We start from the raw sequence: 22,721 nt of genomic DNA, 5'->3' as shown, positions 1-22,721 counted from the left end.
GCTGGCGTCTACTGCGGGTCGATTCCGGCCGCTTTGATGATCCGTCGCCATTTGACGATCTCGGCTTTAAGAAACGCTTCGAGGGCTTCCGGTGTCGCACGCTCCGGCTCGACCGGAGCCATGCTGAGCTCGGCAAAGCGGTTGACCAGTGTGGGGTCCCTCAGCGCCGTCTGTAACGCACCGACAAGCCGGTCGAGGACTGGCTTGGGCGTGCCGCGCGGCGCGTAGAGGCCGTACCAAGTCGTGACATTGAATTCGGGAACGCCGGCTTCGGCCGAGGTCGGCACGTCGGGCAAGGTCGCGACCCGCGTCTTGCTGGTGATGGCGTAGCCCTTGATGGTTTTCGACTGGATGTACGGCGTCGGTCCGGTCGCGGGATCGCAATAGACGTCGATGTGACCGGCGATCACATCATTCAGCGCCGGCCCGCCACCCTTGTAGTAGATCGGCGTGAGCTTCGTGTCGGTGGCGCTCATGAACATCAGGCCGCAGAGCTGTGAAGCCGAGCCCAATCCGACATTGCCGAAGGTCATCTTGTCGCCTTCGTTCCGGATACGCGCGATCATTTCGCTCAAGTCCTTGGCGGGAAAGCTGGGCCTGGCCACCAGGATCATCGGGACGTCGGTCACGAGGCCGATCATTGCGAAGTCGCCGACCGGGTCGAACGGCAGTTTTGCGTACAGCGCGGGCGCTGTGGCTTGGCCGACATGCATCAGGAGGACCGTGTAGCCGTCGGGCGGGGCCTTGGCGACGCGATTGGTGCCGAGCGTTCCGCCGGCGCCGACGACGTTTTCGATCACGATGGATTGCTTAAGCGTCGCGCTCATGGCGTTGCCGAGAATTCGCGCGATGACGTCGCCGGGGCCGCCGGCGGAGAAGGGCACGATCATCGTGATCGGGCGATTGGGATAGTCGTCCGCGATCGCGGTGCTGCAAGGGCAGAACAGGAAAAGCAGGATCAGCGATCGTACGAGATACGTCATCGAACACTCCCTGGCGGCATTTTTCAGTCGTCGGAAGGCGCCGCCTCCTTGGCCGCCGACGATTTTTCGATCATGTCCAGCGCGGCCACGGCGGCCGCGTTGATGTGGTCGACGCAGCAGCGCTCGGCGAGGTCAGGATCGCCGCTCTGGATCGCGCGCCAGATCGCGGTCACCTCGCGCAGACTCTTGTTGATGCGCTTCGGCTGCGACATCGAGGTAATCCGCAACAGTTGAATCCGGTCATGCAGCGGCTTGAGCATGCGCTCGATGAACGCGTTGCGGCAGCCGCCGATCAGCGCGGCATAGAAGTCAGTCTTGGCTTCGAGGCATCCAACGAGGTCCTGCTTGGCGGCGGCTGCCTTCAGGCGCGTCAGGGCTTCCCCGATCCGGCGAGCCACTTCGGGGTCGTGCAGCCTGGCGCATTCACGGCCGGCGAAGCCTTCGAGCACCGCTCGCGCCGCATAGAGCTGGCGGGCCTCTTCGAGGCTGATCGTGGAAACCACGGGGCCGCGGTGCGGGACTGTATTGACCAACCCATCCGCTTCGAGCGCGCGGAGCGCCTCGCGTATCGAAGGGCGGCTGACGCCCATCATTTCGCAGAGTTCGCGTTCGACCAGCCGCTGCCCCGGCTTCAGCGTTCCGGACATGATCGCCTCGCGCAGCTTTTGCGCGACCATCGCGCGGACGGTCGGAACGTCCTCGATGCGGAGTGTCGACTGCAAATCGCTACGTCTTTCCATGTCCGGGCCCTGCTGGGAAAAGTTAGTACCGGTTTACAGGCAGAATCATCATTTCGGCAATTTGAACGTGGGCGGGCTGGTCCAGGGCGAACACGATCGAGCGGGCAATGTCAGCCGGCTCGAGCGCCATTCTGAACCGGTCGAAATAGTCCTTTTCCTTCTGCTTGTCGCCGCGGTAACGGGTCAGGATAATGTTGGTCCGGGTCAGGCCGGGCTGCAGCTCGGTGACCCGGATCGCGGTTTCTGCAAGCTCTCCCCGGAGGGTCTCGGTGAACATGTGCACGCCGGCCTTGCTGGTGCTGTAGGCGGCCATGTCAGGGACGATCCGGACGGCATTGATCGAGCTGATGTTGACGATATGACCTGTATTGCGCAGGACCATGTCGGGCAGGATCGCGCGGGTGACCCGCATCAGGCCGATCAGATTGGTTTGGATGATGTTGGACCAGTCGTCCGCGGAGCCGATGTCGAAGCGGGTCCGTCCACCGATATCGTGTCCGGCATTGTTGATGAGGACGTCGACCGGCTTGAAATGACCGGGAATCGCATCCGGCAGGCCGTCCACAGCCTTTGCGTCGCTGATGTCGAGCTGGATCGGAAACACCGCGTCCCCGCCCGTCGCCGCCAGTTCCTGCAGCGCCTCGGCATCGCGGTCGACCAGCACGACGCGGCGGCCGCTCCCCAGCAGCGCCTTGGTGATGGCGCGACCCATGCCGCCGGCGCCGCCCGTCAGCACGACGGTCTGATCTGGTTGCTCAGTCATCGCAGCACTCCCGTTCCAAGATCCTCATGCGGCCGACCAGCCGCCGTCGATGGGCAGGCTGGCTCCGGTGATGTCGTTTGCAGCAGGACTACAGAGAAAAACGACCATGGCGGCGACAGCATCCATTCCGATGAAGCGCTGCGTCGGCTGGCGCTCGCCGAGATACTCGCGCGTCACGTCGTCGACCGGACGGCCGTCGTTCGCAGCAATGCCGGCGATCTTGTCGAGGATGGCGGGCGTCGGCAGCGTGCCGGGGCAGATCGTGTTGCAGGTGATGCCGATGCGGGCCGTCTCGATGGCGACGGCCCGGGTGATACCCAAAATCGCGGTCTTGCTGGTGACATAGTCGATGCGGTCCTCGACCGCACGGCTCGAATAGATCGAGCCCAAATTGATGATCCGCCCCCAACCGCGCTGCTTCATCGCCGGCAGCGCCAGGCGGATCAGGTGGAACGGGGCCGAGAGATTGACGGCCAGCGCCTGCTCCCATTTCTCGGGCGGAAACTGCTCGATGGCAGAGAAATGCCTGATGACGGCGTTGTTGACGAGGATGTCGATGGAGCCGCACCTGTCGAGCAGATCGGCCATCATGGCCTCGATCGCCGCGCGCCGGGCGAGATCGGCGCCAGCCGCGATGATCCCCACGCCGAAGCGGTCACGGAGCTCATCCGCGGCCTGCTCCGGCGCAATGAGATCGTGTAGGACAATGTTGGCGCCCGCGCAGGCAAGGCCGTCCGCCATGGCCCGTCCGAGGCCCGCGGTCGCGCCGGTCACGAGTGCCCACTTGCCCTTCATCACAGCCGCGCTCCGCTACTTCTTGTCGAGCTCGGCGAAGACTTCCTTGGCGTTGCGGAAGGCATCCACGCCCGCGGGCACGCCGCAATAGATGGCGACCTGCATGAAGACCTCGCGGATTTCCTCCCTGGTGGCGCCGTTGGCGAGCGCGCCGTGGACATGCGTCTTCAGCTCGTGCGGGCGATTGAGCGCGCAGAGCATCGCCAGGTTCAGGAAGCTGCGGGTCTTGCGTGTCAGGCCTTCGCGGCCCCAGACGTAACCCCAGCAATACTCCGTGGTCAGATCCTGCATCGGACGGTTGAACTCGTCAGCGGATGCGATCGCCTTGTCGACGAACTCGCTGCCGAGCACGCTTTTGCGGATTTCGAGGCCGCGGTCATAGGTCGCCTTGTCCATGTTGTTCTCCGTTTCTTATTGGTGTTGTCAGGTCTTTGGCCAGAACGGCTTTGCCAGCGCGAGCTCGGGCGGGAATACCGTCACCGGCACGCCGGACTGCCACTGCACGATGGTCATGCCGGCGCCCACCCGGCGGCCCTTCTCGTCGAACTTGATCTCCCCCAGCGGGTAATATTTGGAGGGACCGCCATCCATGGTGCGCAGCGCCTCGGCGACGGCGAGGCGGTCTGCCTTGCCGGCCTTCTCCAGCGAGTCCTTGATCACCCACATGTCGCCATAGGTGGAGATCGCGTTCTGCGTCATCCACGGCTCCTTGTAGCGGGTCTTCAATTCGGCGATCAGCGCTTCATGCCCCTTGGCGCCCCAGCTCGCGACGCACGTCAAGACGCCCTGAAGCAGTTCGGGGCTGACGGTCTGCAGCATGTCCGGCTCGGCGATCGCGATGCCGAACGAGATCGTCGGAACCTTGCCCTGGCCGAGGCCGAACTCGTTCATCTTCTCGAGCAGCAGCTTTGCGTCCGAGATGACCGTCGGCAGGAAGAACAGCAGATCGGGTTTCGCCGAGCGGATCTTCTGCACGAGCGACGTCGCGTCCGCCAAGGGCGGCGTGAACGTCTCGTCGACGATCAGCTGCAGCTGGTTCTCCGCCAGTAGGCCTTCGCGCATCGCCTTTGCGGAGGCGATCGAGGCGCCCGTGTTGTCGGTCAGGATTGCGACCGCCTTCGGCCGCTTGCCGGAGGCCGTCTCCGCCAGCTTGATGAGTTGCGGCAACGCCTGCTTCGCCTGCGAACCTGCGGTGGCCGCGGTCTGGAATACGTACTTGAATCCGCGCTCGGTGATGAGGTCGGAGTAGGAGAGGGTGAGCATGGGCAGGTTGGCGCGCTCGGTGACCTCGGTCACCGCGAGCGTGAAGGAGGACAGATAGGCGCCACTGGCCGCGACCAGATCGGTCTCCTGCGCCACCATGCGCTGGGCGGCGTTCTTGGCCTTCTCCGTGGTGTCGCCGGAATCGAGCACGACGAGCTTCAGCTTGGCGCCGCCGAGCGCCTTGATGCCGCCTTGGGCGTTGATGTGGTCAATCGCCATCTCGGCGCCTTCGCGCATCACCGTGCCGGGACGGGCGTAGATTCCGGAGATCGGCACCAGCAGGCCGACTTTCACCTCCGAAGGTTGCTGAGCCCAGGCGCGGGATGCGATCAGCGTGCCGGATGCGCCGGCAAGCAGTGTTCGCCGCGAGATCGTGAACTTGCTCTTTGCAGTCATGGCAATTCTCCTCCCTGAAAGATCGCGCGTCGCTGCTATGATTTCTTCGGCCAGAACGGCTCTGCCTGCGCAAGGTCGGGCGGATAAACGGTGACCGGCACGCCCGCTTGCCATTGCACGATGACGACACCAGCGCCGACGCGGCGGCCCTTCTCGTCGAATTTGAGCTGCCCGCCGGGATAGTATTTCGACGGTCCGGCATCCAGGGTGCGGAAGGCCTGCGCGACCGAATTGCGGTCGGCCTTGCCGGCCTTCTCCAGCGCCTCCTTCATCAGCCACATGTCGCCATAGGTCGAGATGACGTTCTGCGTCATCCAGGGCTCCTTATATTTGGCCTTGAGCTCGGCGATCAGCGCCTCGTGGCCCTTCGAGCCCCAATTGGCGACGATGGTCATGATGCCCTGCACTGTCTCCGGGCTCACGCTCTGGAGCATGTCCGGTTCAGCGATCGTGATGCTGAAGGACACGGTCGGGATCTTGCCCTGGCCGAGGCCGAACTCGCTGATCTTCTCCAACCCGAGCTTGGCGTCTGACACCGCATTCGGCATGAACAGCAGCAGATCGGGCTTGGCCGAGCGAACCTTTTGGATGAGCGGGGTGGCGTCCGCCAGCGGCGGCGTCCACACTTCCTCGACGACGAGCTGCAGGCCTTCCTGCGCGAACAGCTTCTCCTTTAGCGCCTTGGCCGTGGCAACCGAAGTCGCGGTGTTGTCCATCAACATCGCGACCGTCTTCGGCTTCTTGCCTGACGCAGTCTCGGCGAGCTTCATCAGCGTCGGCAGGCCGAGCTCGGACTGGCGGCTCGCGGTGGCGGCGGTCTGGAAGATGTACTTGAAGCCGCGGTCGGTCAAAAGGTCCGAATAGGACAGCGTCAGAACCGGCAATTCGGCGCGCTCGGTGACCTCCGTGACGGCGAGCGTGAAGGAGGAGAGATAGGAGCCCGTCGCGGCGATGAGGTCGGGCTCCTGGGCCACCATGCGCTGGGCCGCGTTCTTGGCTTTCTCGGTGGTGTCGCCGCAATCGATCACGACGAGCTTCAGCCTGGCGCCACCCAACGCCTTGATGCCGCCCTGCGCGTTGATGTGCTCGATTCCCATCTCGGCGCCCATTTTCATCACCTGGCCGGGGCGGGTGTAGATGCCCGACAGCGGCACGATCAGCCCGACCTTGATCTCGGCCGGTGCCTGCGCGCGTGCCACGCCGGCGAAGCCGATGGCGGCCGCCCCGGAAAGCACGGTCCGGCGCGAGGGTCCCTTCGTCGTCTTCATTGTTTTCTCCCCTGTCTTTGTTCGTCGTCACATGCCGAGATAGGCCTTGCGCACGCGATCGTCGGCGCGCAGCGTGTCGTTGTTGCCTTCGAGCACGACGCGTCCGGCTTCGAGCACATAGCCGTGGTCGGCCGATTCCAGGGCTTCCGCCACGCGCTGCTCGACCAGCAGCATGGTCAGTCCGGACTGGCGGCGGATCTCGATCAGCCGCTCGAAGATGAAGTCCGCGGTCGATGGCGCCAGCCCCATCGAGGGCTCGTCCAGCATCAAGAGCTTTGGCGAGGAGGCGAGGCCGCGGCCAATCGCGAGCATCTGCTGCTGGCCGCCCGACATCGTGCCGGCGAACTGATCGCGGCGCTCCTTCAGCACCGGCAGCCATTCGAAGATCCGCTCGATATTGGCGTGCCAGTCGCGTCGGCCGCTGTCGGTCATCGCACCCATCTCCAGGTTCTCCATCACGGTCAGTGACGGGAACACCTGGCGGCCCTCGGGGACGTGGGCGATGCCGAGATGGGCGCGCTGCGGCGGCGGTACCGCGAGGAGATCGACGCCGTTGAAGCTGATGGTCCCGCTGCTCGGCTTGACGATGCCGGAGATGGTCTTGAACAGCGTGGTCTTGCCGGCGCCGTTGGGGCCGACGATCGCAACGAACTGGCCGGCGCCAACATCGATCGAGACGTCGTTCAGGACGGGTTTGGCCGAATAGCCCGCACTTAGTCCCTCAATTCGCAGCATGGCCCACCCATTTTTTACCGAGATAGGCCTCGATGACGCGATTGTCGCGCGTCACCACCTCCGGCAGGCCTTCGGTGATGACGGCGCCGTGGTCGAGCACGAGGAACCTGTCGACCAATCGGACCATCGCCTGCATTGTGTGCTCAATGATCGCGATGGTCATGCCGTCGCGCGCGAGCTGCTGGATCACGGCCACGACTTCGTCGGCCTCGCCGTGGCCGAGGCCCGCGAGCGTCTCATCGAGCAGCAGGATGCGCGGCTGGCCGGCGATCGCGCGAGCCAGCTCCATCAGCCGCAGCTCCTTGGTGGAGAGCTCGCCGGCGACACGACTGGCTACAGCGGAGAGTCCAACACGGGCAACCGCGTCGGCGGCCAGTCTGCGCGCCTCCTCGTCGGACCGCGCGCGCACATAGGCGCCGACCACGACATTGTCGCGAATCGACATGCGCAGAAACGGCCGCATCACCTGGAAGGTACGGCCGATGCCGGCCTCGCAGATCACGTGCGGCCGCTGGCCAGACATGTTGCGGCCATCGATCAGGACCTCGCCCTCGCTCGGCTTCAGGAAGCCGTTGAGGAGGTTGAACAGCGTGGTCTTGCCCGCGCCGTTGGGCCCGATGATGCCGAGGATCTCGTTCTTGTGCAGCTTGAAGCTGACATTCTGCACGGCCTTGAGGCCGCCGAAAGATCGCGACAAGTTCTTGACTTCGAGCATGACCTCGCCGGTGGCGGGTCGCTGGCGAGGGGCGGGCTTCAGTGCGGTGACATTGGCGGCGGGCGTTTCCGGCGCGTTGGTTGCACCCGCCTTGGGCGCGGTCCGCTGGCGCAGGAGATCGCGCAACTTCCAGAACAAGCCTTCCGGCGCCAGGAGGATGACGCAGACGATAGCGAAGCCGAAGATCACGCCTTGGATGCCGGGGAAGCGCGCGCCGGCCTCGGCATGCAGGATCTCGGCGAGCGGGATCAGGATCACCGAGCCGATGACCGGGCCCCAAACCGTGCCGACGCCGCCGAACATCGCGACCGTCAGCGCCTGCGCCGACACCAGCATGCCGAACACCGATTGCGGTGTCACGACCAGCAGCACTTGCGCGTAGAAACCGCCAATAGCGGCGCCGAGGGCGCCGCTCAGGGTGATCGCGCGCAGCTTCCAGGCCAGCGTGTTGATGCCGGCCGCTTCGGCCGCGGCCTCGTTCTGCTTGATCGCGAGCAGCGCCATGCCGAAGCGCGAACGTTCGATCACCTGGGTCAGTACGATGGTGGCCAGCATGATGGCGAGCCCCAGCAGCGTATAGAAGCGGGGATCGGTGAACTGCATGAAGGCGATAGACGCGTCGCGCTTGATCGGAAGCGTCACCTCCTGGAAGCCGAGCCATTCGAACACGTAGAGAATGGCGAGCGGATAGGCGAGCATCGCCAAAGCGAAGTAGTGGCCCTGCAGGCGGAAGGTCGGAAAGCCGATCAGGAGCCCGGCGATGCCGCCGAGCATGGCGGCGAGCGGGATCAGCAGCCAGGGCGAGATGTTGAAATAGATCTGCCCGAGCGCGGTCGCATAGGCGCCGATCCCGAAGAAGGCCGCATGGCCGAACGAGATGAGCCCGGTGTAGCCGCTGAGCAGATTCCAGGACAGGCCGAACACTGCCCACACCGGCACCAGCGTCAGGATCAGCTGGTAGTAGGAGTTGGTGACGCCGAGCGAGATCCCGGCGTAAGCGAGCGTGAAGAGCAGGGGCGGCAGGAAGGATCGCATCCGGAGCATGGTCACGTCCTCTCGACCATGCGCCCGAAAAAGCCTTGGGGACGGAAGAAGATGATCAGGAGGAAGACGGCGAAGATCGCTGCGTTCTGCAATTGCGTCGGCAGGATCAGCGTCGACATCTGCTGCACGAGGCCGATCGTCATGCCGCCCCAGAAGGCGCCGATGATGCTGCCCATGCCGCCGAGCACGACGCCGGCATACATGACGATGACGTATTCGAGGCCGACGAAGGGGTGGAACGGATAGTTGGTAGCAAGCAGGCCGCCGGCGATCGCGGTGATGCCGCAGCCGAGCGCGAAAGCGGTGCGATGGGCGCGGTCGACGTCGATGCCCATATAGGTCGCGGCGGTCGGATTGTCGGCGGCGGCGCGGAGCGACTTGCCGATCCGGGTGCGCGTGATCAGCAGCGAAAGCAGGATCATGATCGCCAGCGAAATGATCATGTCGATGCTGCGCGCCTTGTTGAGAAAAATGCTCATGTCGAAGAAGGGACCGAGCTCCCAGGCCGAGCTCGACAGCGGGGTGCGGATCGAGGCCAGCACCGAGCCGAACACGATGAGCCCGCCGTTCTGCAGGATCAGTGCGATGCCGAGCGTGAGGATGAGCTGGGCGTAATGGCCTTCGCCTTCAAGGGAGGCGGTGCGCGTGCCTGATACGTGCGAGATCAGCGTCCGATGGACGAAATAGCCGAACAGGGCGAGCACAGGCCCGGCTAGCAGGATGGACACGAACGGCCCGACCGCGTTGCCGAACAGGCCCTGCACGCCGGCGGCGGTGAAGAGGTAGAAGGCGGTGTACATGCCGAGCATCATGAAATCGCCGTGTGCGAAGTTGATAACCCGCATGACGCCGAAGATCAGGCCGAGCCCGACGCACATCACGCCATAGACGGCGCCAATCAGCAGGCCCGCGGCAAGCGCTTGCACAAATCCTTCCATCAGCCATGCCTCCCCGCTGCCGACGATGCTAGACTGGCCTCCAGCTCGACCATGTTTCCCCCGTACTCTCCGGCATTTCTTATGGTGCCGACCGAAAAACCCGTTCCGTCTCCAGGCGGCATTGCGCCGCAATGGCGTCGGCATTGCCGAGCTGCTCGCAATCGTCGATGAGTTGTTCGAGCCGGTGCGCGCGATCCTCGCCAAGAATTCTGGCAGCGGCAGCGCGAAAGCGGCCGCGAATTTCTGAAGGCGTTGCTGCGATGACGTCAGGCAGCGCGTGCTGGATCGTCCGGCCGCTGCGCAGATGCACGCTCACGTCCGCGCCCTGCTTGCCGGGGAAGGCGGCGGTGAAGCCGGGATCGGCCTTGAGATCCGTGATCGCGACGAGACGAATGATCTCGGCATCGTCGAGCTCGGAGTAGTTGTGTTCCTCGATCTCGCCCCGCGCCAGCGTCGCCGCGACGCTGAAGGGAATGCTCATCTTGGCCTGCAGCGCGTTGCGGTAGGGGCCCATCGAATCGCAACCGGGATAGCGAATGGCGGCATCGGGCGCGCGAATCACGATCCGGTCGATCTCATCAGTGCTGGCGAGCTCGTGCGAGACGCGGAGCGCGGCTTGAGCGGCGGTCTGCGCGAAGTTGCAGGCCGGGACTGGCTTGTTGTAGACGGCCATGATCTCGCACTCGCCATCAGGGAAGAGCGCGATGCTGTCCGGCGCGGCCTGGCGGCGAAAGGCGGCAAACAGACCGGCCTCGCCTTCGAGGATCGTTTCCGAGCCGAAAGCGCCGGCTGCGGCCAGGCCAACTGCCTTGATCGTGTTGCTGGCGGCGAAACCCGGATGGAAATACATGTCCGAGCCGCCTGCATGCGGCCACTCGTTCAGTCCGCTGGACGTATTGGCTGCGATTGCGATGGCGCTGGTCGCCTGGTCCTCGGAAAGGCCGAGCGCGTAACTTCCCGCGAGCGCCGCGCCAGGAGGCGTCACCAGTCCAGTCGGACGATAGAGACGAGCGAGGTCGGAGGTTAGAAGCGCACGGCCAATCCGCGCGCCGGTCTCATAGCCGATGATGGCAGCCGCGAGCAGCCTCGTGCCGTGCAGCGGCGTTTGTTCCGACAGCGCGAGCAGCGCAGGCCAGATCACGACGCCATGGTGGGCGATGCTCGCCGCATGCATGTCTTCCCGCACGAGACCGTGTCCCATGACCGCATTGGCGAAGGCCGCGTCGGCCGGGGAGGAGAGTTGCGACGTCCCCATGATCGTCGCGTTGCCGGCGCGCTGCGCGATTGCAACGGCCTGACGACTCCAGGGATGATGGCCTGCCTCGAACACGCAGGACAGGAAGTCGAGCAGGCAGAGCTTTGCCTTGGCGACGACGTCCGGCCCAAAATCTCCAAGGTCCAGCGCAAGCACGCTGCGCGCCATCTGGCGCGCGAGCGATCCCTTGCTTGAACTGGCCGGGCCGATCGTCATCGCGGGTCATTCTCCCTGAAGGCGCGCGCAATCAGCCGCGCATCTCGACCCCAGCCCACTCTTCGAGCACCTTGGCGATCGAGGTGAAATCGGACGAAGCGCCGTACTTCGCATTGGTAATCGCGAGCATCTGCCGTACCACTGCGCCGCAGACCATCGGCACGCCCATGGCCTCTGCTTCGTCCACGCACAGGCGAACGTCCTTGTAGGAAAGGCCGGTGGTGAAACCGAAATCGAAAGTGCCTGGCAGCACCGAGCGGGGGAATTTGTCCTCGGAGGCGCTGTTACGGCCGCTGCTCGCGTTGATGATGTCGATCAGCACCTTTGCGTTGACGCCGCCCTTGACGCCCATGGCGACGGCCTCCGAGGTGATGACCAGCGCAGCGGCCGCCATCAGATTATTGGCCAGCTTGGCGGTCTGCGCCACGCCGGGCTTGTCGCCGGTATAGAACAGCTTGCCGAAATTCTTCAGGATCGGCTGCACGGTGTCGTAAGTCGCTTGCGGACACGACACCATAACGGCCAGCGTGCCGCTGACGGCGCCCTTGATGCCGCCGCTCACGGGCGCATCGACCAGCGTTATTCCCTTGGCTTTTAGGCCTTCCGCAACGAGCTTTGCTGCGCCGGGACCCGAGGTCGACAGATCGATCATGATCTTGGCGCGGTTGCCGCTGCTTATGCCGCCCTCGCCGAGCGTGACGGTCTTGACGATGTCGGGCGTCGGCAGGCTGGCGAGCACGACGTCGGTGCGCGAGGCGATATCGGCCGGCGACTTGCCGAGCAGCGCGCCACGGTTGACCAGCGGCTGAGTTGCCTCGGCCTGCGTGTCAAAGACCACGAGCGAATAGCCCGCGTCCATCAATCGTCCCGCCATGGGACCGCCCATGCGGCCCGTGCCGATCACGCCGAGCGTCTCTCCCGCCATCGTCTACTCCCTGTCGCGCGGTCCCGTGACGGGCGCGCCTTCTCGATGTCGTTGGTCAATCGTTGTCGCCGGCTGGACTTTCCGGCCGCCGTCGCCGCGGCAGCGGGATCCCGCGCCAGCTGCCGGATTGTTATGATTGTCAGACAAGCTGTCAAGCATAACATTTGGATCGACAGTTTGCTGTGGATCGTCATATGGTCCGGGAAAACGAGGAAGACGCCCCGCGTGCCGCAAGATCCAATTCCGAGTGTAAGCAGGATGCTCGCCGATTTCGTCGCGGCGTCGTCATGGCCGGACGTGCAGACGCAGAGCGTCGAGGCGCGGCGCTCGATCCTCAATTTCTTCGCAACCGCGCTCGGCTCCGCGCGCGATCCGGCGGTCACTGCCGCGATGCGGACCTTGTCGCCGTTCAGCGGCGCTGCGACATCGACGGTCATCGGTCGCTCCGAGCAGATGGACGCGCTATGCGCGTCGTTTCTCAATGCCATCTCGGCCAATCTGCTCGACTTCGACGACACCCATCCCGATACGATCATTCATCCGGCCGCGCCGGTCGCAGCTAGCATATTCGCGGTTGCGGAGACGCAGAAACTGTCGGGGCGCGAGGTGTTGACTGCGTTCATTCTCGGCGTCGATGTGGAATGCCGCATTGGCAATGCGGTCTCGCCGCGCCACTACGCGCGCGGCTGGCACATCACCTCGACGTGCGGGATTTTTGGCGCAGCCGCGGCGTGCGCCAAACTATTGGGTCTACCTGCGGAAGGCATTGCGAATGCGATCGGAGTTGCGGCGAGCCAGTCCGCCGGCAATGTCGAGAATCTGCCGAGCGCCGCGAAGAATGTCAGCGTCGGCAACGCGGCGCGCAACGGATTGTTCGCCGCGCTGCTGGCCCAGCAGGGTTATGAGGCCGCGCCGCGCGCCATCGAAGGTCCGCTCGGCTGGGCGCGCACCATGGGCGACGTGCCGGATCTTGCTCGTTTGCTCGATGGCCTCGGCAAGACCTGGGAAATCGCAAAAAACACCTACAAGCCCTATCCCGCCGGCATCGTGTTCCATTCGGTCATCGATGCGTGCCTCATGCTGCGCGAGCGGATCGGCCGCAACGTCGATCAGATCGAATCCGTATCGGTGCACGGCTCGGCGCTGCTGCTCGCGCGCGGCGATCGTCCCGTCAACAACGAGCGCGATGCGCGCGTCAGCGTCCATCATTGCGTGGCCTGCGGACTGCTGCTCGGTGCGGCAGGCGCGACCGAGTTCGTGCACGAGACCGTGGTCCGGCCCGAGATCGTGCGAATGCGGCAGAAGGTGAGGGCGGAGCTCGATGCTCAGATGCCGGACGGCGCTGCGCGCGTCGCCTTGCGCCTGTCGTCCGGTGAGCTGTTTACCGAGACCGTGACGTCGCCGCGCGGCAGCCAGGCTGCGCCGCTGTCGGACCGCGACATCGAAGAGAAGCTGCGCGACGGCGTACGGACTGGTCGAAGCGATTGGGATGCCGACCGCGTCATCGACGCCGTTTGGCGGCTCGATGCGGTTGATGACGTCGGTAAACTCCTGCAGTCGCTGCGCCCGTCGCCGGCGACCCGCGAAACAACTTCCAAGTAAACTTTAAGACCTGAAAGGGACGATCATGAGCAAGACCGAACTGTTCGAAAAAGGCCTCAAAGTCCGCAAGGAGGTGCTCGGCGAGGACTACGTCAACAAGTCGATCGCGGGCGCCGACGAGTTCACGCGCACCATGGCGGAATGGTCGACCGAGTTCTGCTGGGGTGCCTTGTGGACGCGGCCTGGCGTCGACCGTCGCACGCGCTCCATCGTCAATCTGGCGATGCTTGGCGCGCTGAACCGGCCGCACGAGCTGAAGCTGCATGTTAAAGGCGCCCTGAAGAACGGGCTGACCAAGGAGGAGATCAAGGAGATTCTGCTCCAGGTCGCGGTCTATTGCGGCGTGCCCGCAGGCATTGATGCCTTCCGCAATGCGCGCGAGGCCTTTAATGAGATCGACGCGGCGGGTTCCTGAGTTACGAATCGCGGATTGTATGACGTCATGTCGGACACGGAATACGAGCTCTTCGCAATCCGCTACGCCACACGGGATGCCCAGCGGAGCGAGCATTTCATTGGCGGCGACCCTCATGACGGGCCGATGCCGATGGACTATTTCGTGTGGCTGGCGAGGGGCGGCGGGCGCAGCTTCGTCATCGACACCGGGTTCAACGCCGAAATCGCAAGATAGCGCGGGCGGACGTTCCTGCGCTGTCCGGTGGACACGCTTCGCGCGTTCGATGTCGACCCGGTCGACGTTACGGACGTTGTCTTGACGCACCTACACTACGATCACGCCGGCAATTTCGACCGATTTCCGAATGCGCGGTTTCATCTCCAAGAGCGCGAGCTCGCGTATGCGACCGGGCGCTACATGCAATATCCGTGCCTGTCGCATTCCTTCGAGGTCGAGGACGTCTGTGGAATCGTGCGACTCAACTATGCACGCCGCGTCCTGTTCTGCGATGGCGACGCCGAGGTCGCACCCGGATTGACCATCCACGCGGCAGGTGGACATTCCGCCGGCCTTCAATTCGTCCGGGTCAGCACCCGCCGCGGCCCGGTCGTGCTCGCCTCCGACGTCAGTCACTTCTACGAGAACATGACCAGAGAGCGCCCGTTCACAACGGCGTTTCATGTCGGTGACATGCTGGTGGGCTTTGACAAGCTCCGGGCAGCGGCCGTGGATGCGGACCACATCGTTCCCGGCCACGATCCCCTGGTCATGGAATTTTGTTCGGCGCCCAACCCGGCCCTGATTGGTGTCGCCGTTCGCCTCGATGTCGCGCCGTCCGTAAGTGTCTGCATGCGATGATGTATCGGGACGGCCAAGTCTACACTTTCGCAGCCTCCATCATCGCCATCGAGGTCGCCATCCGCACGGGCGACGCTGTCATCTCGAGAATTGTTCGGCGTCCGGAGCCTGCTGCCGCCGCCCAAGGATGAAGACCGGCATCGAGGCGAGCTGGACCGCGATGGAGAAAGCGATGAGCGCCACGCGCGAATGCTCGTACAGCAGTCCCGCTACGAAGCTCCCGACCAGCCAGCCAATGCCGTAGCCGGCATAGTACAGCCCAAATGCGAGGTTACGCTTTCCTTCTGGAAGGACCTCGGCGACGATCGCCTTCAATAGGGTGTCCTGGGTGGCGTATCCGATGCCCCACAGCAACATTCCGAACAGACAACATCCGAATTGGAGAGGTGATACGAAATCAGTTCGAAGCTCATCAGCCCTGCCGCGAACAGAGCGCCGGCCAGCATGTAGAGCCAGTATGACGCCTTGAAGCTTCGCGCGGGCGCCGTCCGTCCGTGCTCGAGCCGGGACGGCAGTGGGAAGTTCACGCGGGCTGCGATGAGTGCAACGAGCGCCCCAACCGCAGAAATCGTCAGCAAGGTGTACCCGGTTCGATAGTCTCCCTTGAGCAGCAGAACCAGCGCGATCAGGAGCGGCCCGATCGTGCCGCCGGTCTCGTCGAGCGCGGTGTTGAGCGCGTAAACCCATCCCTTGCCGAGTTCGCCGGTCGTATACGAGAGCATCGCCTCGACCGTGGGCTTGCGTAGAGCGCGTCCAACCCGCTCGGTCACGACGAGCGCGGCGGCCCATTCCCAGCTTCCGGCGAGCGCCATGGCCGGCACGGCGAAAAGATTGATGACGTAGCCGATGAATGTGATCGGCCAATACCGGCCGGTCCGGTCGGCGAGGTATCCCGACGGAAGTCGAAGTGCATAGCCGAGAAACTCACCTGCTCCGGCCGCGATGCTGATGATGGCGGCGCTCGCGCCGAGCGAGGCCATGAAGGGACCGTTGATGCTGGCGCCGCCTTCGTAGGTGATATCGCCGAAGAGATTGACGATCCCGGTCGTCATGACGAACAGGAAGGCCGGCGAGGCTTGGCTGACGGCCGCTTTCGATTGTGCCACCGGCGACCTCCGCATCAACGATCGAGCCTCACGGCCGGATGGCGGTCACATGCGCCGCTCGCGTCGTTTTCATGATCATATTCCCGCCAAAAGGCGAAACGATAGTTCGGACGACACGATAGCTCCGCCTTCATGTGGCGCGGGAGAACGCCTCTCAATCTGCTCTGGTGGGCTCACCCGTTCGCCGGTGGCCATGCAGCGCCGCAATGTTCTCAAGGCCGGTCTTCAGGAAAGTTCTGACGGCTTCGATCGTCCTTGCGAGGGGGCACTCAATGGCATGAGGGCTGCATCAATTGGAGATCACGTATCTCGCATTGACAGCCACTTCCTTGCAACGTCCCGCACTCCGGCGCGTTCGGCAGGCACGAGGTAGCTGGCATCGAGGTGCTGCCAGACGCGGGTATCCTCATCGTTCCAATCTGGATCGATGAGGCTCGAGGGAAACGAAATTGCTTACCGTTCGATCGACTTACCAGGAGAAGAAGCGATGGACGCCCCAGGCAAACAACAGAAGATTCCAGGATATGATTTCGGAACCGACAAGGTCGCCAAGTCGCCGATCTCCCTCGCTGAATGGGAGGAACTGAAAAAATCAGCGCTGTTTTCCGAGGAAGATGTGATCTATCTCCGCATGTCCGAGCACATCCTCTCCGGTCAGGTCGAGACCTGTTGAAAGTCTGGCGCGGCGTCATTTTCGATCATCCCCACCTTCGCGCCTATGATGAAGATCCAAAGACCCATGAAGTGGATACTGAGTACGCAAAGGCAGTCGCGAAGCGATTTGGCCAATGGGTCACCGACACGGCGCGCGCCAAATATGATCAAGCCTGGCTCGATTACCAGTACGAAATCGGACTGAGGCACCATCGCTCCAAGAAGAACAAGACGGACCATGGTCACACGTTGGGCCATATCCGCGCGCGCGACCTGCTCGCGTTCTGCTCGACCACTGTCGTGCCGATGAGGCCGTTTCTGGCCAAGAACGGTCATCCTCCCGACATCGTCAACCGGATGTACGACGCCTGGTGGAAATCGATGATCCTTCAGGCGACCCTCTGGGTCCAGCCTTACGTTCGGGAAGGCGACTTCTGATGGTCGGTCTCGCGGTCCCCAACGCAAACGTGGCAGGAAGGAGCGAACGATGGATGATAGACCTCTGCCGAGGAATTTAGTGACAGCAGGTTCGACCCCGGTCGAACGCATGTACTTTGCCTGGAATGATGCGCTGTCCCATAATGATGCGGATGGCCTCCTGGCGCTTTATGCCGAAGATGCCTGGTTCGAAAGTCCGCTTGTCCCGCACCTGTTGGGCATCGATCGGGGATACCTGCGCGGGCACAAAGAGATTCGGCCGCTGTTCGACCTCCTTGCGATCAGGAAACCTCCGGTGCGCCAGTATTATCGAACTGGATACCTGACCGACGGCAAGCGGCTGATCTGGGAATATCCGCGCGATGGCGGCAAGGGCGAACAGATGGACTTTGTTGAGGCAATGGATCTCAATGATCAGGGTCTCATCCAGCGCCACTGCGTCTACTGGGGTTGGTTCGGATTTCGCGTGCTTCAGCGCAACGAGTATCATCGCGGCCAGGGTGAATAGGCTTCGAGGTTGGGACGACTTCGGATAGCCAATGAGTACGGAGCCGCGATGGTAGTCGCCGCGTCAAGCTGCCGAGGATGCACCCTGCGCGGGCCAGAGTGAGCGAACCTCCTCGGGCAGGGCGTGACGGACTTTCTCCGCCTGATTCGGATCGATGTGATGATTGAGCACGCGGAACACGGCTTTTGCCGCGTCCGCGGCATCCAACGGTTTCACCGAGCTCAGTTGCGCCGATACAAGCGCGAGAAATTCTTCCGCCGACCGCCAGGTTTATGGTGTGTCGCTCGGCCGCCACTGGTCGAATCAGGTACCGCAGACCAAAAGGGGAAATTGCGGGTCCTCGCCCCAGAGAGATTCGGAAAAAAGAGGGAGCGGCTCCGGCGCGTACATCCGGCGCAGGAGCCGTTCGGGGGCACCGACACCAGGTGCGGGTCGGTTCTCTCAGCAAACCGCCGCAATGACGAGCCGGCATTAACATGCGATAATCCATGTTGGCCGAGCCGGGCAGAACCCAGGGCCCGCGCCACGCGACCACCTATATCTCTCGGGCCAGGATCAACCGGACCGGGCACGGCCGTCTATCGCTCGATCGTTCCGGTTCGCCGAATCTTTTTCTGAAGCATCATAAGTCCGTAGAGGAGGGCTTCAGCGGTGGGAGGACAGCCAGGCACGTAGATATCGACTGGCACGATGCGGTCACAGCCGCGGACAACCGAATATGAATAGTGATAATAGCCGCCGCCGTTGGCGCACGATCCCATGGATATGACATAACGCGGTTCCGGCATCTGGTCATAGACCCTGAGCAGCGCGGGCGCCATCTTGTTGCAGAGCGTGCCTGAGACGATCGTGACATCGATTGTCGAGGCGATGCGCGAGGAGCCGCGCCAAATCGTTCGATATTGTATCTCGGCATCGACACTTGCATTTGCTCGATCGCACAGCAGCTAGACCGAACGTCATCCACATCAGAGAGCCTGACCTAGCCCACGTGATCAGTTCGTCGAACGGAGCAACAAAGAAGCCGCGATCGCCGAGATTGTCTTTGATGGGGTCGAATGGAACAGTGGTGAAGGAGTCCATGGGCATCGACCTAGCTGGTTCTGCCTCATGCGCAATGGCCGTTCCGTCTCCATGTTCCTAACTCCCTTCGTTGATTGCCTGTGACCAGGTAACAGGAGGAACGGTCCAAATCATAGGTAGTTGACCGCACGAGGTGGGGCCCATCAAATGCGAGCCATAGGCGGTCGCTATGAAGATCGAAAATTTCAAGGACATGTACATCGCCGAGCTGCAGGAGCTCGTCAGCGTCGAGAGACAATTGGGTGATGCGCTCAAGCGAATGTCTGAGGTCGCCGTGCATCCAATCCTCAAGCGCGCACTGGAGCAGCATCGAAAGGAGACGGTGCAACAAGGTCAACGCGTGCAGGAGATATTGCAGCGGCACGATGCGGACCCGCTTGCACATACTGATCAGGCGATGGAAGCCTTGATCGAAGAGACTGCGAAGATGATGAAGATGGTAACGCAGGACGATTTACGCGATGCCGCCCTGATTGCATCCGCCCAGAAGCTCGAACACTACGAAATCGCGGCCTACGGCAGCGCAGCGGCTCTTGCCGGGCAACTCGATCTCAGGGACGACCAGGCTATGCTGCACGAGAGCCTGGAGGAGGAAAAACTGGCTGATCGCGTGCTGACGACGCTCGCAAAGAGCGAGGTCAATCAGGACGCACTTGCTGCCTGATCGGAACGATGCGGCAGGCGAGCATACCCGTTCGATGATTGGTCGCAAAAGAACCCCGCCGGTTACCGAAGTGACCTGACGGGGCTTGTGAACGGATCGATGGTGAAAGTGAACGAGCTGTTGCATTGCGAAGAGCGGACGATCTGGACGCACGCTCACCGACGACGAACTCGGCTACTCGCCGGGATTTGCCTCATCTCCCGTTTCAAGCAGACTTAGCGCGGTCTCGATCTTGGCGAGCAACGCCTCGATTTCCTTGCGCTCGTTCGGTCCAGGATCGCTTTGGAGCCGATAGAGGAGCTGGCGCTTCTGCGCAAGTAGGTTTGCCGCCGCCGACATCGCGTCCTCCCGAAATAACCTGTATGTTCGCCAAAGACATGGTGTATCGGCGAAGCCGGCAGCGCCTTTGATGCTCAAAACATTCCCAAGAGGGCGAAAATCGCGATCTCGGCCAGGAACGTGACCGCCATGATCGCGACCGTGAAAAACACTTCACCCATCGGCATGAGCGGCATGACATCACCCGCGCGGCACGCCCCATTCGTAAATCCCCCAACCGGCAAAAGGTTTCGCTGTACCGGTTCCCAGTGTATGGTCCGGTCCGGGCAGGTCCTCTCCGAGGTCCTTCATGACGCTTTTCGAACTGTCCTGCTGGTGCGTAACCGGCGCAGGGGTCATCGCGGTGATCACGATCTTCGCACTGCTGTGATCTTGCACGGATCCTGGCTCGGACGCGACGGTCTGTCCACCTTTGACCGCAGCGAGCCCGGTCCGCTACGGCCGCGCCGGGGGCATCGCCCAGCGCCTTTCGGCCGACGGATTTCAGGCCATTCGACTGAGCCTCGTCCGAGCGTCCCGACCTCTCCCTATCCCGCTCTAGGATTCCACACCCTGCGCTTCGCACGAACGGCGCGATAGCGCGCGTTCGTCTGGGGCTTGATGAACAGGGCTGAGACGCTCGGATGCTGTTTGCGGATTTCGGTCTCGATCGAGATTACGCACTGCTCGATGTCGTCAGCGCGTCTGTCGTCCGCGAACTCGATGCTCAATGCCGCAACGACCTCGGCCGGCGACAACTGCACGGTCAGTAGCCCATTGGCCGTGACCACGCCGGGTGACCGTCGCGCGATCTCGAGGATCGATCGCGCAAGCTCCGAATCTGCGGGCTCGCCGATTAGAAGGCTCTTGCTCTCGCGCGCGAGCCCGATGGACGCGATTCCCAGCAAGACGCCGATCAGGATTGAGCCGACTCCGTCCCAGACCGGCTGTTCCAGCGACACGGCCGCCGCAGTCGCCGCGGCGGCAATGACGATTCCGACCAGTGCCGCACTGTCCTCGAGAAGTACCATGAAGGCCGGCGGATCCTTGCTGCGGACGAATGCCTCGTAATATCCGAACCTCGCGGCTTCCGACCGGAAACGGCGGAAGGCGAACAGCCACGATGCGCCTTCGAACAGGAATGACAGGCCGAGGACGACGAAGCTGACGATGGGATCCTCGATCGGCTGAGGTACGGTAACGTGCAGCACGCCCTGATAGAGCGAGACGCCGGATCCGAGCGCAAAGATGAGCAGCGCGACGATGAAGCTCCAGAAATACAGCTCGCGCCCGTAGCCGAGTGGATGGGATTCATCGGGCGGACGGCTCGCGCGACGATAGCCGTACAATAATACGACCTCGTTGGTGCAATCGACGACGGAGTGGACAGCCTCGCTCATCATGGCGGAGCTGCCGGTCCAGGCGGCAGCTCCGATCTTGGTGATTGCGACGAGAATATTGCCGATCAACGCGGCATAAACCGTCGTCTTGGACGATGATCCGGCCGCCTTGCGAGTGTCCGGCTCCGGCATGCGATCTCCTGCGGGGCCAAGTGTACTGCAGACCAACGTTGCACGCCCATACGCGGTTCCTCGCCGTGCCGGACGCGAGGCTCTGACGTTGACGATGGCGGCCGAAGTTGCGCGCGACCATCCATCGATGGTGGGCGATGGGCGCCCGCGTGTCGCCATCAAGCCCCGTGCCGCGCGCGGCTTATGGGCCGGTGCGCGCGATTGACGGCGACATCCTGATTGCGCCGATCACGCCGCGACCGGTCGCGGCCTTTTCAGTCACGGCAGTGTCGCGGCTGCTCGCAGTCCTCTCACGTCGCGAGAGCGAGGCTTGCCATCATCAGGCCGATCGCCGCGATCCAGCCTCCGAGGGCGCGAACCGCGATGGCGCGCCAGGAAGCCGTGCTATCCGGCGTCGCTTGCCTGAACAAGGCGGTCAGCGCCATCGTCAGCGTGATCACCGTGTAGCCCACACAGGCGAGGCCTGCCGCAAACAGCAGCCGGTCGGTTTCGGACCCGAGCTCGGCGCCGTTCGCAGCGCCCCGGATCACTGCGATCGCGAAGGCAATCGCGCACAGCACGAAGGTGGGAACTTGCACCGCTGCCGCGAGCAGCATGCCGATTGCGAGCATCATGGTCGCCTCGGCGAGTTGCGTCACAGCCGGGCCGAAAAGGGACGCGAGCGGTAGCCCTGCCAGCAGGCCAAGCGGAAACACCAGGATGAGCCAGCGCCCCTTGGACGCGCCAAGCGAACCGGCCAGCAGGCCGGTCGCGGCCCAGAGCAGGACATCCTGAAGATCGGTGACCGGGTGCGAGGCCCCCATGTAGAAATCGCCGAGGCGGGCCGCGACGATATGCGCTTCGGCCGCATGCGCGCCAGTCAGCAGCAACGCTGCGGCGATCAAGGCCCGTGCAAGGTTCGATCTCATGCGACGGCTCCGAGACCCTGCGCGAGGAAGTAGCAGCCCATGCCGGCGATGCCGGCCCCAAGTCCCTGGATGATACGCTCGCCGACGGGCCAGCGCGTCAACGTACCGATCAGGATGCCGCACAGATGCAGCAGGCCGGTCGCGGTGACGAAGCCGACGCCGTAGGCCAGTGCGTTCGCCGCCCGTGGAAGCTCGGCGCCGTGCGCATGTCCATGAAAGATCGCGAAGATCGCGACGATCACGGCGGCCACGGCAAAGGGCAGGCGCAGCCGCGCAGCCACAGCCACGCCGAGGATCACCGCGGAAATGGCAATCATCAGTTCCGGCATCGGCAGCGGAACGTGCAGCACGCCCAGCACTCCGCCGACCGCCATGACCAGCGGGAACGTGATCGGCAGGATCCAGATGGCGGGCGCACCGAGTTGCGCGCCCCAAATGCCGACGGCCACCATGGCAATCAGATGATCGATGCCGGTGACTGGATGCAGCAGGCCGCTCGCGAGGCCGCCGGCCACGCCAGCCTGCTCGTGCGCGAGGGCCGGTTGCGTCAGCGCGATTGCTGTGATTGCAGTGGTGAGGGCTCGGGAAGTTCGTAAAGACATCATGTGCCACTCTCG

At 63.4% G+C, this 22,721-nt stretch carries 26 protein-coding genes and 1 pseudogene; 7 read left to right on the top strand and 20 right to left on the bottom strand.

What is annotated here, in order from left to right:
* Nucleotides 1–8: 8 nt before the first annotated feature.
* The 12 genes from AC5V87_RS30335 to AC5V87_RS30280 all read right to left on the bottom strand — a co-directional run bounded on the left by AC5V87_RS30335 (nt 9) and on the right by AC5V87_RS30280 (nt 12,036).
* Complete coding sequence (locus tag AC5V87_RS30335) at nt 9–983, bottom strand: tripartite tricarboxylate transporter substrate-binding protein (protein ID WP_495368673.1); 975 nt, start codon at nt 981–983, stop codon at nt 9–11.
* Nucleotides 984–1,006: 23 nt separating this feature from the next.
* Nucleotides 1,007–1,723, bottom strand: a complete 717-nt coding sequence (locus tag AC5V87_RS30330) for a GntR family transcriptional regulator (RefSeq protein ID WP_456836771.1) — start codon at nt 1,721–1,723, stop codon at nt 1,007–1,009.
* 22 nt (nt 1,724–1,745) lie between these two features.
* The gene (locus tag AC5V87_RS30325) at nt 1,746–2,459 is read right to left on the bottom strand and encodes an SDR family oxidoreductase (RefSeq protein WP_495368672.1); all 714 of its coding nucleotides are present in this window, start codon (nt 2,457–2,459) and stop codon (nt 1,746–1,748) included.
* A gap of 51 nt (nt 2,460–2,510) precedes the next feature.
* Nucleotides 2,511–3,281 (bottom strand): SDR family oxidoreductase, encoded by a 771-nt coding sequence (locus tag AC5V87_RS30320; protein WP_495368671.1) that lies wholly within the window; start codon nt 3,279–3,281, stop codon nt 2,511–2,513.
* A gap of 15 nt (nt 3,282–3,296) precedes the next feature.
* Nucleotides 3,297–3,677, bottom strand: coding sequence for a carboxymuconolactone decarboxylase family protein (locus AC5V87_RS30315; RefSeq protein ID WP_456836774.1), 381 nt, complete (start codon nt 3,675–3,677; stop codon nt 3,297–3,299).
* Nucleotides 3,678–3,704: 27 nt separating this feature from the next.
* Entirely contained in the window at nt 3,705–4,940 is a 1,236-nt protein-coding gene (locus AC5V87_RS30310) for an ABC transporter substrate-binding protein (RefSeq protein WP_495368669.1), read from the bottom strand.
* 35 nt (nt 4,941–4,975) lie between these two features.
* A complete protein-coding gene (locus AC5V87_RS30305; RefSeq protein WP_495368667.1) occupies nt 4,976–6,208 on the bottom strand; it encodes an ABC transporter substrate-binding protein in 1,233 nt (410 codons plus the stop codon).
* Nucleotides 6,209–6,235: 27 nt separating this feature from the next.
* Nucleotides 6,236–6,943 (bottom strand): ABC transporter ATP-binding protein, encoded by a 708-nt coding sequence (locus tag AC5V87_RS30300; protein WP_495368665.1) that lies wholly within the window; start codon nt 6,941–6,943, stop codon nt 6,236–6,238.
* Nucleotides 6,930–8,702, bottom strand: a complete 1,773-nt coding sequence (locus AC5V87_RS30295; protein WP_495368663.1) for a branched-chain amino acid ABC transporter ATP-binding protein/permease — start codon at nt 8,700–8,702, stop codon at nt 6,930–6,932. Before AC5V87_RS30295 ends, AC5V87_RS30300 begins: the two co-directional genes overlap by 14 nt.
* Nucleotides 8,703–8,704: 2 nt before the next feature.
* Nucleotides 8,705–9,640: a branched-chain amino acid ABC transporter permease gene (locus AC5V87_RS30290; protein WP_495368661.1), complete on the bottom strand. Its 936-nt coding sequence runs from the start codon at nt 9,638–9,640 to the stop codon at nt 8,705–8,707.
* 79 nt (nt 9,641–9,719) lie between these two features.
* A complete protein-coding gene (locus AC5V87_RS30285) occupies nt 9,720–11,111 on the bottom strand; it encodes an MmgE/PrpD family protein (protein WP_495368659.1) in 1,392 nt (463 codons plus the stop codon).
* A gap of 31 nt (nt 11,112–11,142) precedes the next feature.
* Nucleotides 11,143–12,036 carry an NAD(P)-dependent oxidoreductase gene (locus AC5V87_RS30280; protein WP_495368657.1) on the bottom strand — a complete coding sequence of 298 codons (894 nt, stop codon included), beginning with the start codon at nt 12,034–12,036 and terminating at the stop codon, nt 11,143–11,145.
* 258 nt (nt 12,037–12,294) lie between these two features.
* On the opposite strand from AC5V87_RS30280, the gene AC5V87_RS30275 reads away from it, so the two are divergent.
* The 3 genes and pseudogenes from AC5V87_RS30275 (at nt 12,295) to AC5V87_RS30265 (ending at nt 14,893) form a co-directional block, all read left to right on the top strand.
* Nucleotides 12,295–13,638, top strand: a complete 1,344-nt coding sequence (locus AC5V87_RS30275) for an MmgE/PrpD family protein (protein ID WP_495368655.1) — start codon at nt 12,295–12,297, stop codon at nt 13,636–13,638.
* Nucleotides 13,639–13,663: 25 nt separating this feature from the next.
* Nucleotides 13,664–14,053 (top strand): carboxymuconolactone decarboxylase family protein, encoded by a 390-nt coding sequence (locus AC5V87_RS30270; protein WP_212022729.1) that lies wholly within the window; start codon nt 13,664–13,666, stop codon nt 14,051–14,053.
* A 27-nt stretch (nt 14,054–14,080) separates the two neighbouring features.
* Nucleotides 14,081–14,893: pseudogene (locus AC5V87_RS30265) on the top strand (N-acyl homoserine lactonase family protein).
* A 78-nt stretch (nt 14,894–14,971) separates the two neighbouring features.
* Here the strand turns inward: AC5V87_RS30265 and AC5V87_RS30260 are convergent.
* Together AC5V87_RS30260 and AC5V87_RS30255 are read right to left on the bottom strand one after the other, a co-directional pair.
* Nucleotides 14,972–15,208 (bottom strand): MFS transporter, encoded by a 237-nt coding sequence (locus tag AC5V87_RS30260; protein ID WP_495368653.1) that lies wholly within the window; start codon nt 15,206–15,208, stop codon nt 14,972–14,974.
* Nucleotides 15,205–15,999, bottom strand: a complete 795-nt coding sequence (locus tag AC5V87_RS30255; protein WP_495368651.1) for an MFS transporter — start codon at nt 15,997–15,999, stop codon at nt 15,205–15,207. The genes AC5V87_RS30260 and AC5V87_RS30255 overlap by 4 nt, the downstream gene beginning before the upstream one ends.
* 487 nt (nt 16,000–16,486) lie before the next feature.
* On the opposite strand from AC5V87_RS30255, the gene AC5V87_RS30250 reads away from it, so the two are divergent.
* Genes AC5V87_RS30250 through AC5V87_RS30240 form a run of 3 tightly spaced genes read left to right on the top strand, consistent with a single transcriptional unit; the run spans nt 16,487 to nt 17,599 of the window.
* Nucleotides 16,487–16,672: a hypothetical protein gene (locus AC5V87_RS30250; protein WP_495368649.1), complete on the top strand. Its 186-nt coding sequence runs from the start codon at nt 16,487–16,489 to the stop codon at nt 16,670–16,672.
* A complete protein-coding gene (locus tag AC5V87_RS30245; RefSeq protein WP_495368648.1) occupies nt 16,669–17,091 on the top strand; it encodes a protoglobin domain-containing protein in 423 nt (140 codons plus the stop codon). The genes AC5V87_RS30250 and AC5V87_RS30245 overlap by 4 nt, the downstream gene beginning before the upstream one ends.
* 49 nt (nt 17,092–17,140) lie before the next feature.
* Nucleotides 17,141–17,599, top strand: a complete 459-nt coding sequence (locus AC5V87_RS30240; protein ID WP_495368647.1) for a nuclear transport factor 2 family protein — start codon at nt 17,141–17,143, stop codon at nt 17,597–17,599.
* Between the two features lie 63 nt (nt 17,600–17,662).
* Here the strand turns inward: AC5V87_RS30240 and AC5V87_RS30235 are convergent, their stop codons facing one another.
* Nucleotides 17,663–17,815 (bottom strand): DUF2267 domain-containing protein, encoded by a 153-nt coding sequence (locus AC5V87_RS30235; RefSeq protein ID WP_495368646.1) that lies wholly within the window; start codon nt 17,813–17,815, stop codon nt 17,663–17,665.
* A 362-nt stretch (nt 17,816–18,177) separates the two neighbouring features.
* Entirely contained in the window at nt 18,178–18,459 is a 282-nt protein-coding gene (gene nuoB / locus AC5V87_RS30230) for an NADH-quinone oxidoreductase subunit NuoB (protein WP_495371975.1), read from the bottom strand.
* Nucleotides 18,460–18,851: 392 nt separating this feature from the next.
* Between nuoB and AC5V87_RS30225 the strand changes: the two genes are divergently transcribed.
* On the top strand, nt 18,852–19,346 hold the full coding sequence (locus tag AC5V87_RS30225; protein WP_456836789.1) for a YciE/YciF ferroxidase family protein: 495 nt from the start codon (nt 18,852–18,854) through the stop codon (nt 19,344–19,346).
* 174 nt (nt 19,347–19,520) lie between these two features.
* Here AC5V87_RS30225 and AC5V87_RS30220 read toward each other — a convergent pair whose 3' ends face one another.
* The 4 genes from AC5V87_RS30220 to AC5V87_RS30205 form a co-directional block, all read right to left on the bottom strand.
* Complete coding sequence (locus AC5V87_RS30220) at nt 19,521–19,685, bottom strand: hypothetical protein (RefSeq protein WP_495368645.1); 165 nt, start codon at nt 19,683–19,685, stop codon at nt 19,521–19,523.
* Between the two features lie 527 nt (nt 19,686–20,212).
* Nucleotides 20,213–21,196 carry a cation diffusion facilitator family transporter gene (locus AC5V87_RS30215; RefSeq protein ID WP_495368644.1) on the bottom strand — a complete coding sequence of 328 codons (984 nt, stop codon included), beginning with the start codon at nt 21,194–21,196 and terminating at the stop codon, nt 20,213–20,215.
* 290 nt (nt 21,197–21,486) lie between these two features.
* Nucleotides 21,487–22,104 carry a HupE/UreJ family protein gene (locus AC5V87_RS30210; protein ID WP_495368643.1) on the bottom strand — a complete coding sequence of 206 codons (618 nt, stop codon included), beginning with the start codon at nt 22,102–22,104 and terminating at the stop codon, nt 21,487–21,489.
* Nucleotides 22,101–22,706, bottom strand: coding sequence for a HupE/UreJ family protein (locus tag AC5V87_RS30205; protein WP_495371974.1), 606 nt, complete (start codon nt 22,704–22,706; stop codon nt 22,101–22,103). Before AC5V87_RS30205 ends, AC5V87_RS30210 begins: the two co-directional genes overlap by 4 nt.
* Nucleotides 22,707–22,721: the final 15 nt, after the last annotated feature.

It is taken from the genome of Bradyrhizobium sp. SOJA106 (genome assembly GCF_059448745.1).
Note: the sequence above shows the minus strand (reverse complement) of the source record. Positions and strands in the feature narration are given on the sequence as shown.

Coding starts and splice junctions, on each gene's coding strand:
- AC5V87_RS30330 (WP_456836771.1), bottom strand. CDS start 1,723: ATGGAAAGACGTAGCGATTTGCAGTCGACACTCCGCATCGAGGACGTT.
- AC5V87_RS30220 (WP_495368645.1), bottom strand. CDS start 19,685: ATGTCGGCGGCGGCAAACCTACTTGCGCAGAAGCGCCAGCTCCTCTAT.
- AC5V87_RS30205 (WP_495371974.1), bottom strand. CDS start 22,706: ATGTCTTTACGAACTTCCCGAGCCCTCACCACTGCAATCACAGCAATC.
- AC5V87_RS30335 (WP_495368673.1), bottom strand. CDS start 983: ATGACGTATCTCGTACGATCGCTGATCCTGCTTTTCCTGTTCTGCCCT.
- AC5V87_RS30315 (WP_456836774.1), bottom strand. CDS start 3,677: ATGGACAAGGCGACCTATGACCGCGGCCTCGAAATCCGCAAAAGCGTG.
- AC5V87_RS30285 (WP_495368659.1), bottom strand. CDS start 11,111: ATGACGATCGGCCCGGCCAGTTCAAGCAAGGGATCGCTCGCGCGCCAG.
- AC5V87_RS30305 (WP_495368667.1), bottom strand. CDS start 6,208: ATGAAGACGACGAAGGGACCCTCGCGCCGGACCGTGCTTTCCGGGGCG.
- AC5V87_RS30225 (WP_456836789.1), top strand. CDS start 18,852: ATGAAGATCGAAAATTTCAAGGACATGTACATCGCCGAGCTGCAGGAG.
- AC5V87_RS30275 (WP_495368655.1), top strand. CDS start 12,295: ATGCTCGCCGATTTCGTCGCGGCGTCGTCATGGCCGGACGTGCAGACG.
- AC5V87_RS30210 (WP_495368643.1), bottom strand. CDS start 22,104: ATGAGATCGAACCTTGCACGGGCCTTGATCGCCGCAGCGTTGCTGCTG.
- AC5V87_RS30290 (WP_495368661.1), bottom strand. CDS start 9,640: ATGGAAGGATTTGTGCAAGCGCTTGCCGCGGGCCTGCTGATTGGCGCC.
- AC5V87_RS30215 (WP_495368644.1), bottom strand. CDS start 21,196: ATGCCGGAGCCGGACACTCGCAAGGCGGCCGGATCATCGTCCAAGACG.
- AC5V87_RS30320 (WP_495368671.1), bottom strand. CDS start 3,281: ATGAAGGGCAAGTGGGCACTCGTGACCGGCGCGACCGCGGGCCTCGGA.
- AC5V87_RS30310 (WP_495368669.1), bottom strand. CDS start 4,940: ATGACTGCAAAGAGCAAGTTCACGATCTCGCGGCGAACACTGCTTGCC.
- AC5V87_RS30300 (WP_495368665.1), bottom strand. CDS start 6,943: ATGCTGCGAATTGAGGGACTAAGTGCGGGCTATTCGGCCAAACCCGTC.
- AC5V87_RS30270 (WP_212022729.1), top strand. CDS start 13,664: ATGAGCAAGACCGAACTGTTCGAAAAAGGCCTCAAAGTCCGCAAGGAG.
- AC5V87_RS30240 (WP_495368647.1), top strand. CDS start 17,141: ATGGATGATAGACCTCTGCCGAGGAATTTAGTGACAGCAGGTTCGACC.
- AC5V87_RS30250 (WP_495368649.1), top strand. CDS start 16,487: ATGGACGCCCCAGGCAAACAACAGAAGATTCCAGGATATGATTTCGGA.
- AC5V87_RS30295 (WP_495368663.1), bottom strand. CDS start 8,702: ATGCTCCGGATGCGATCCTTCCTGCCGCCCCTGCTCTTCACGCTCGCT.
- AC5V87_RS30280 (WP_495368657.1), bottom strand. CDS start 12,036: ATGGCGGGAGAGACGCTCGGCGTGATCGGCACGGGCCGCATGGGCGGT.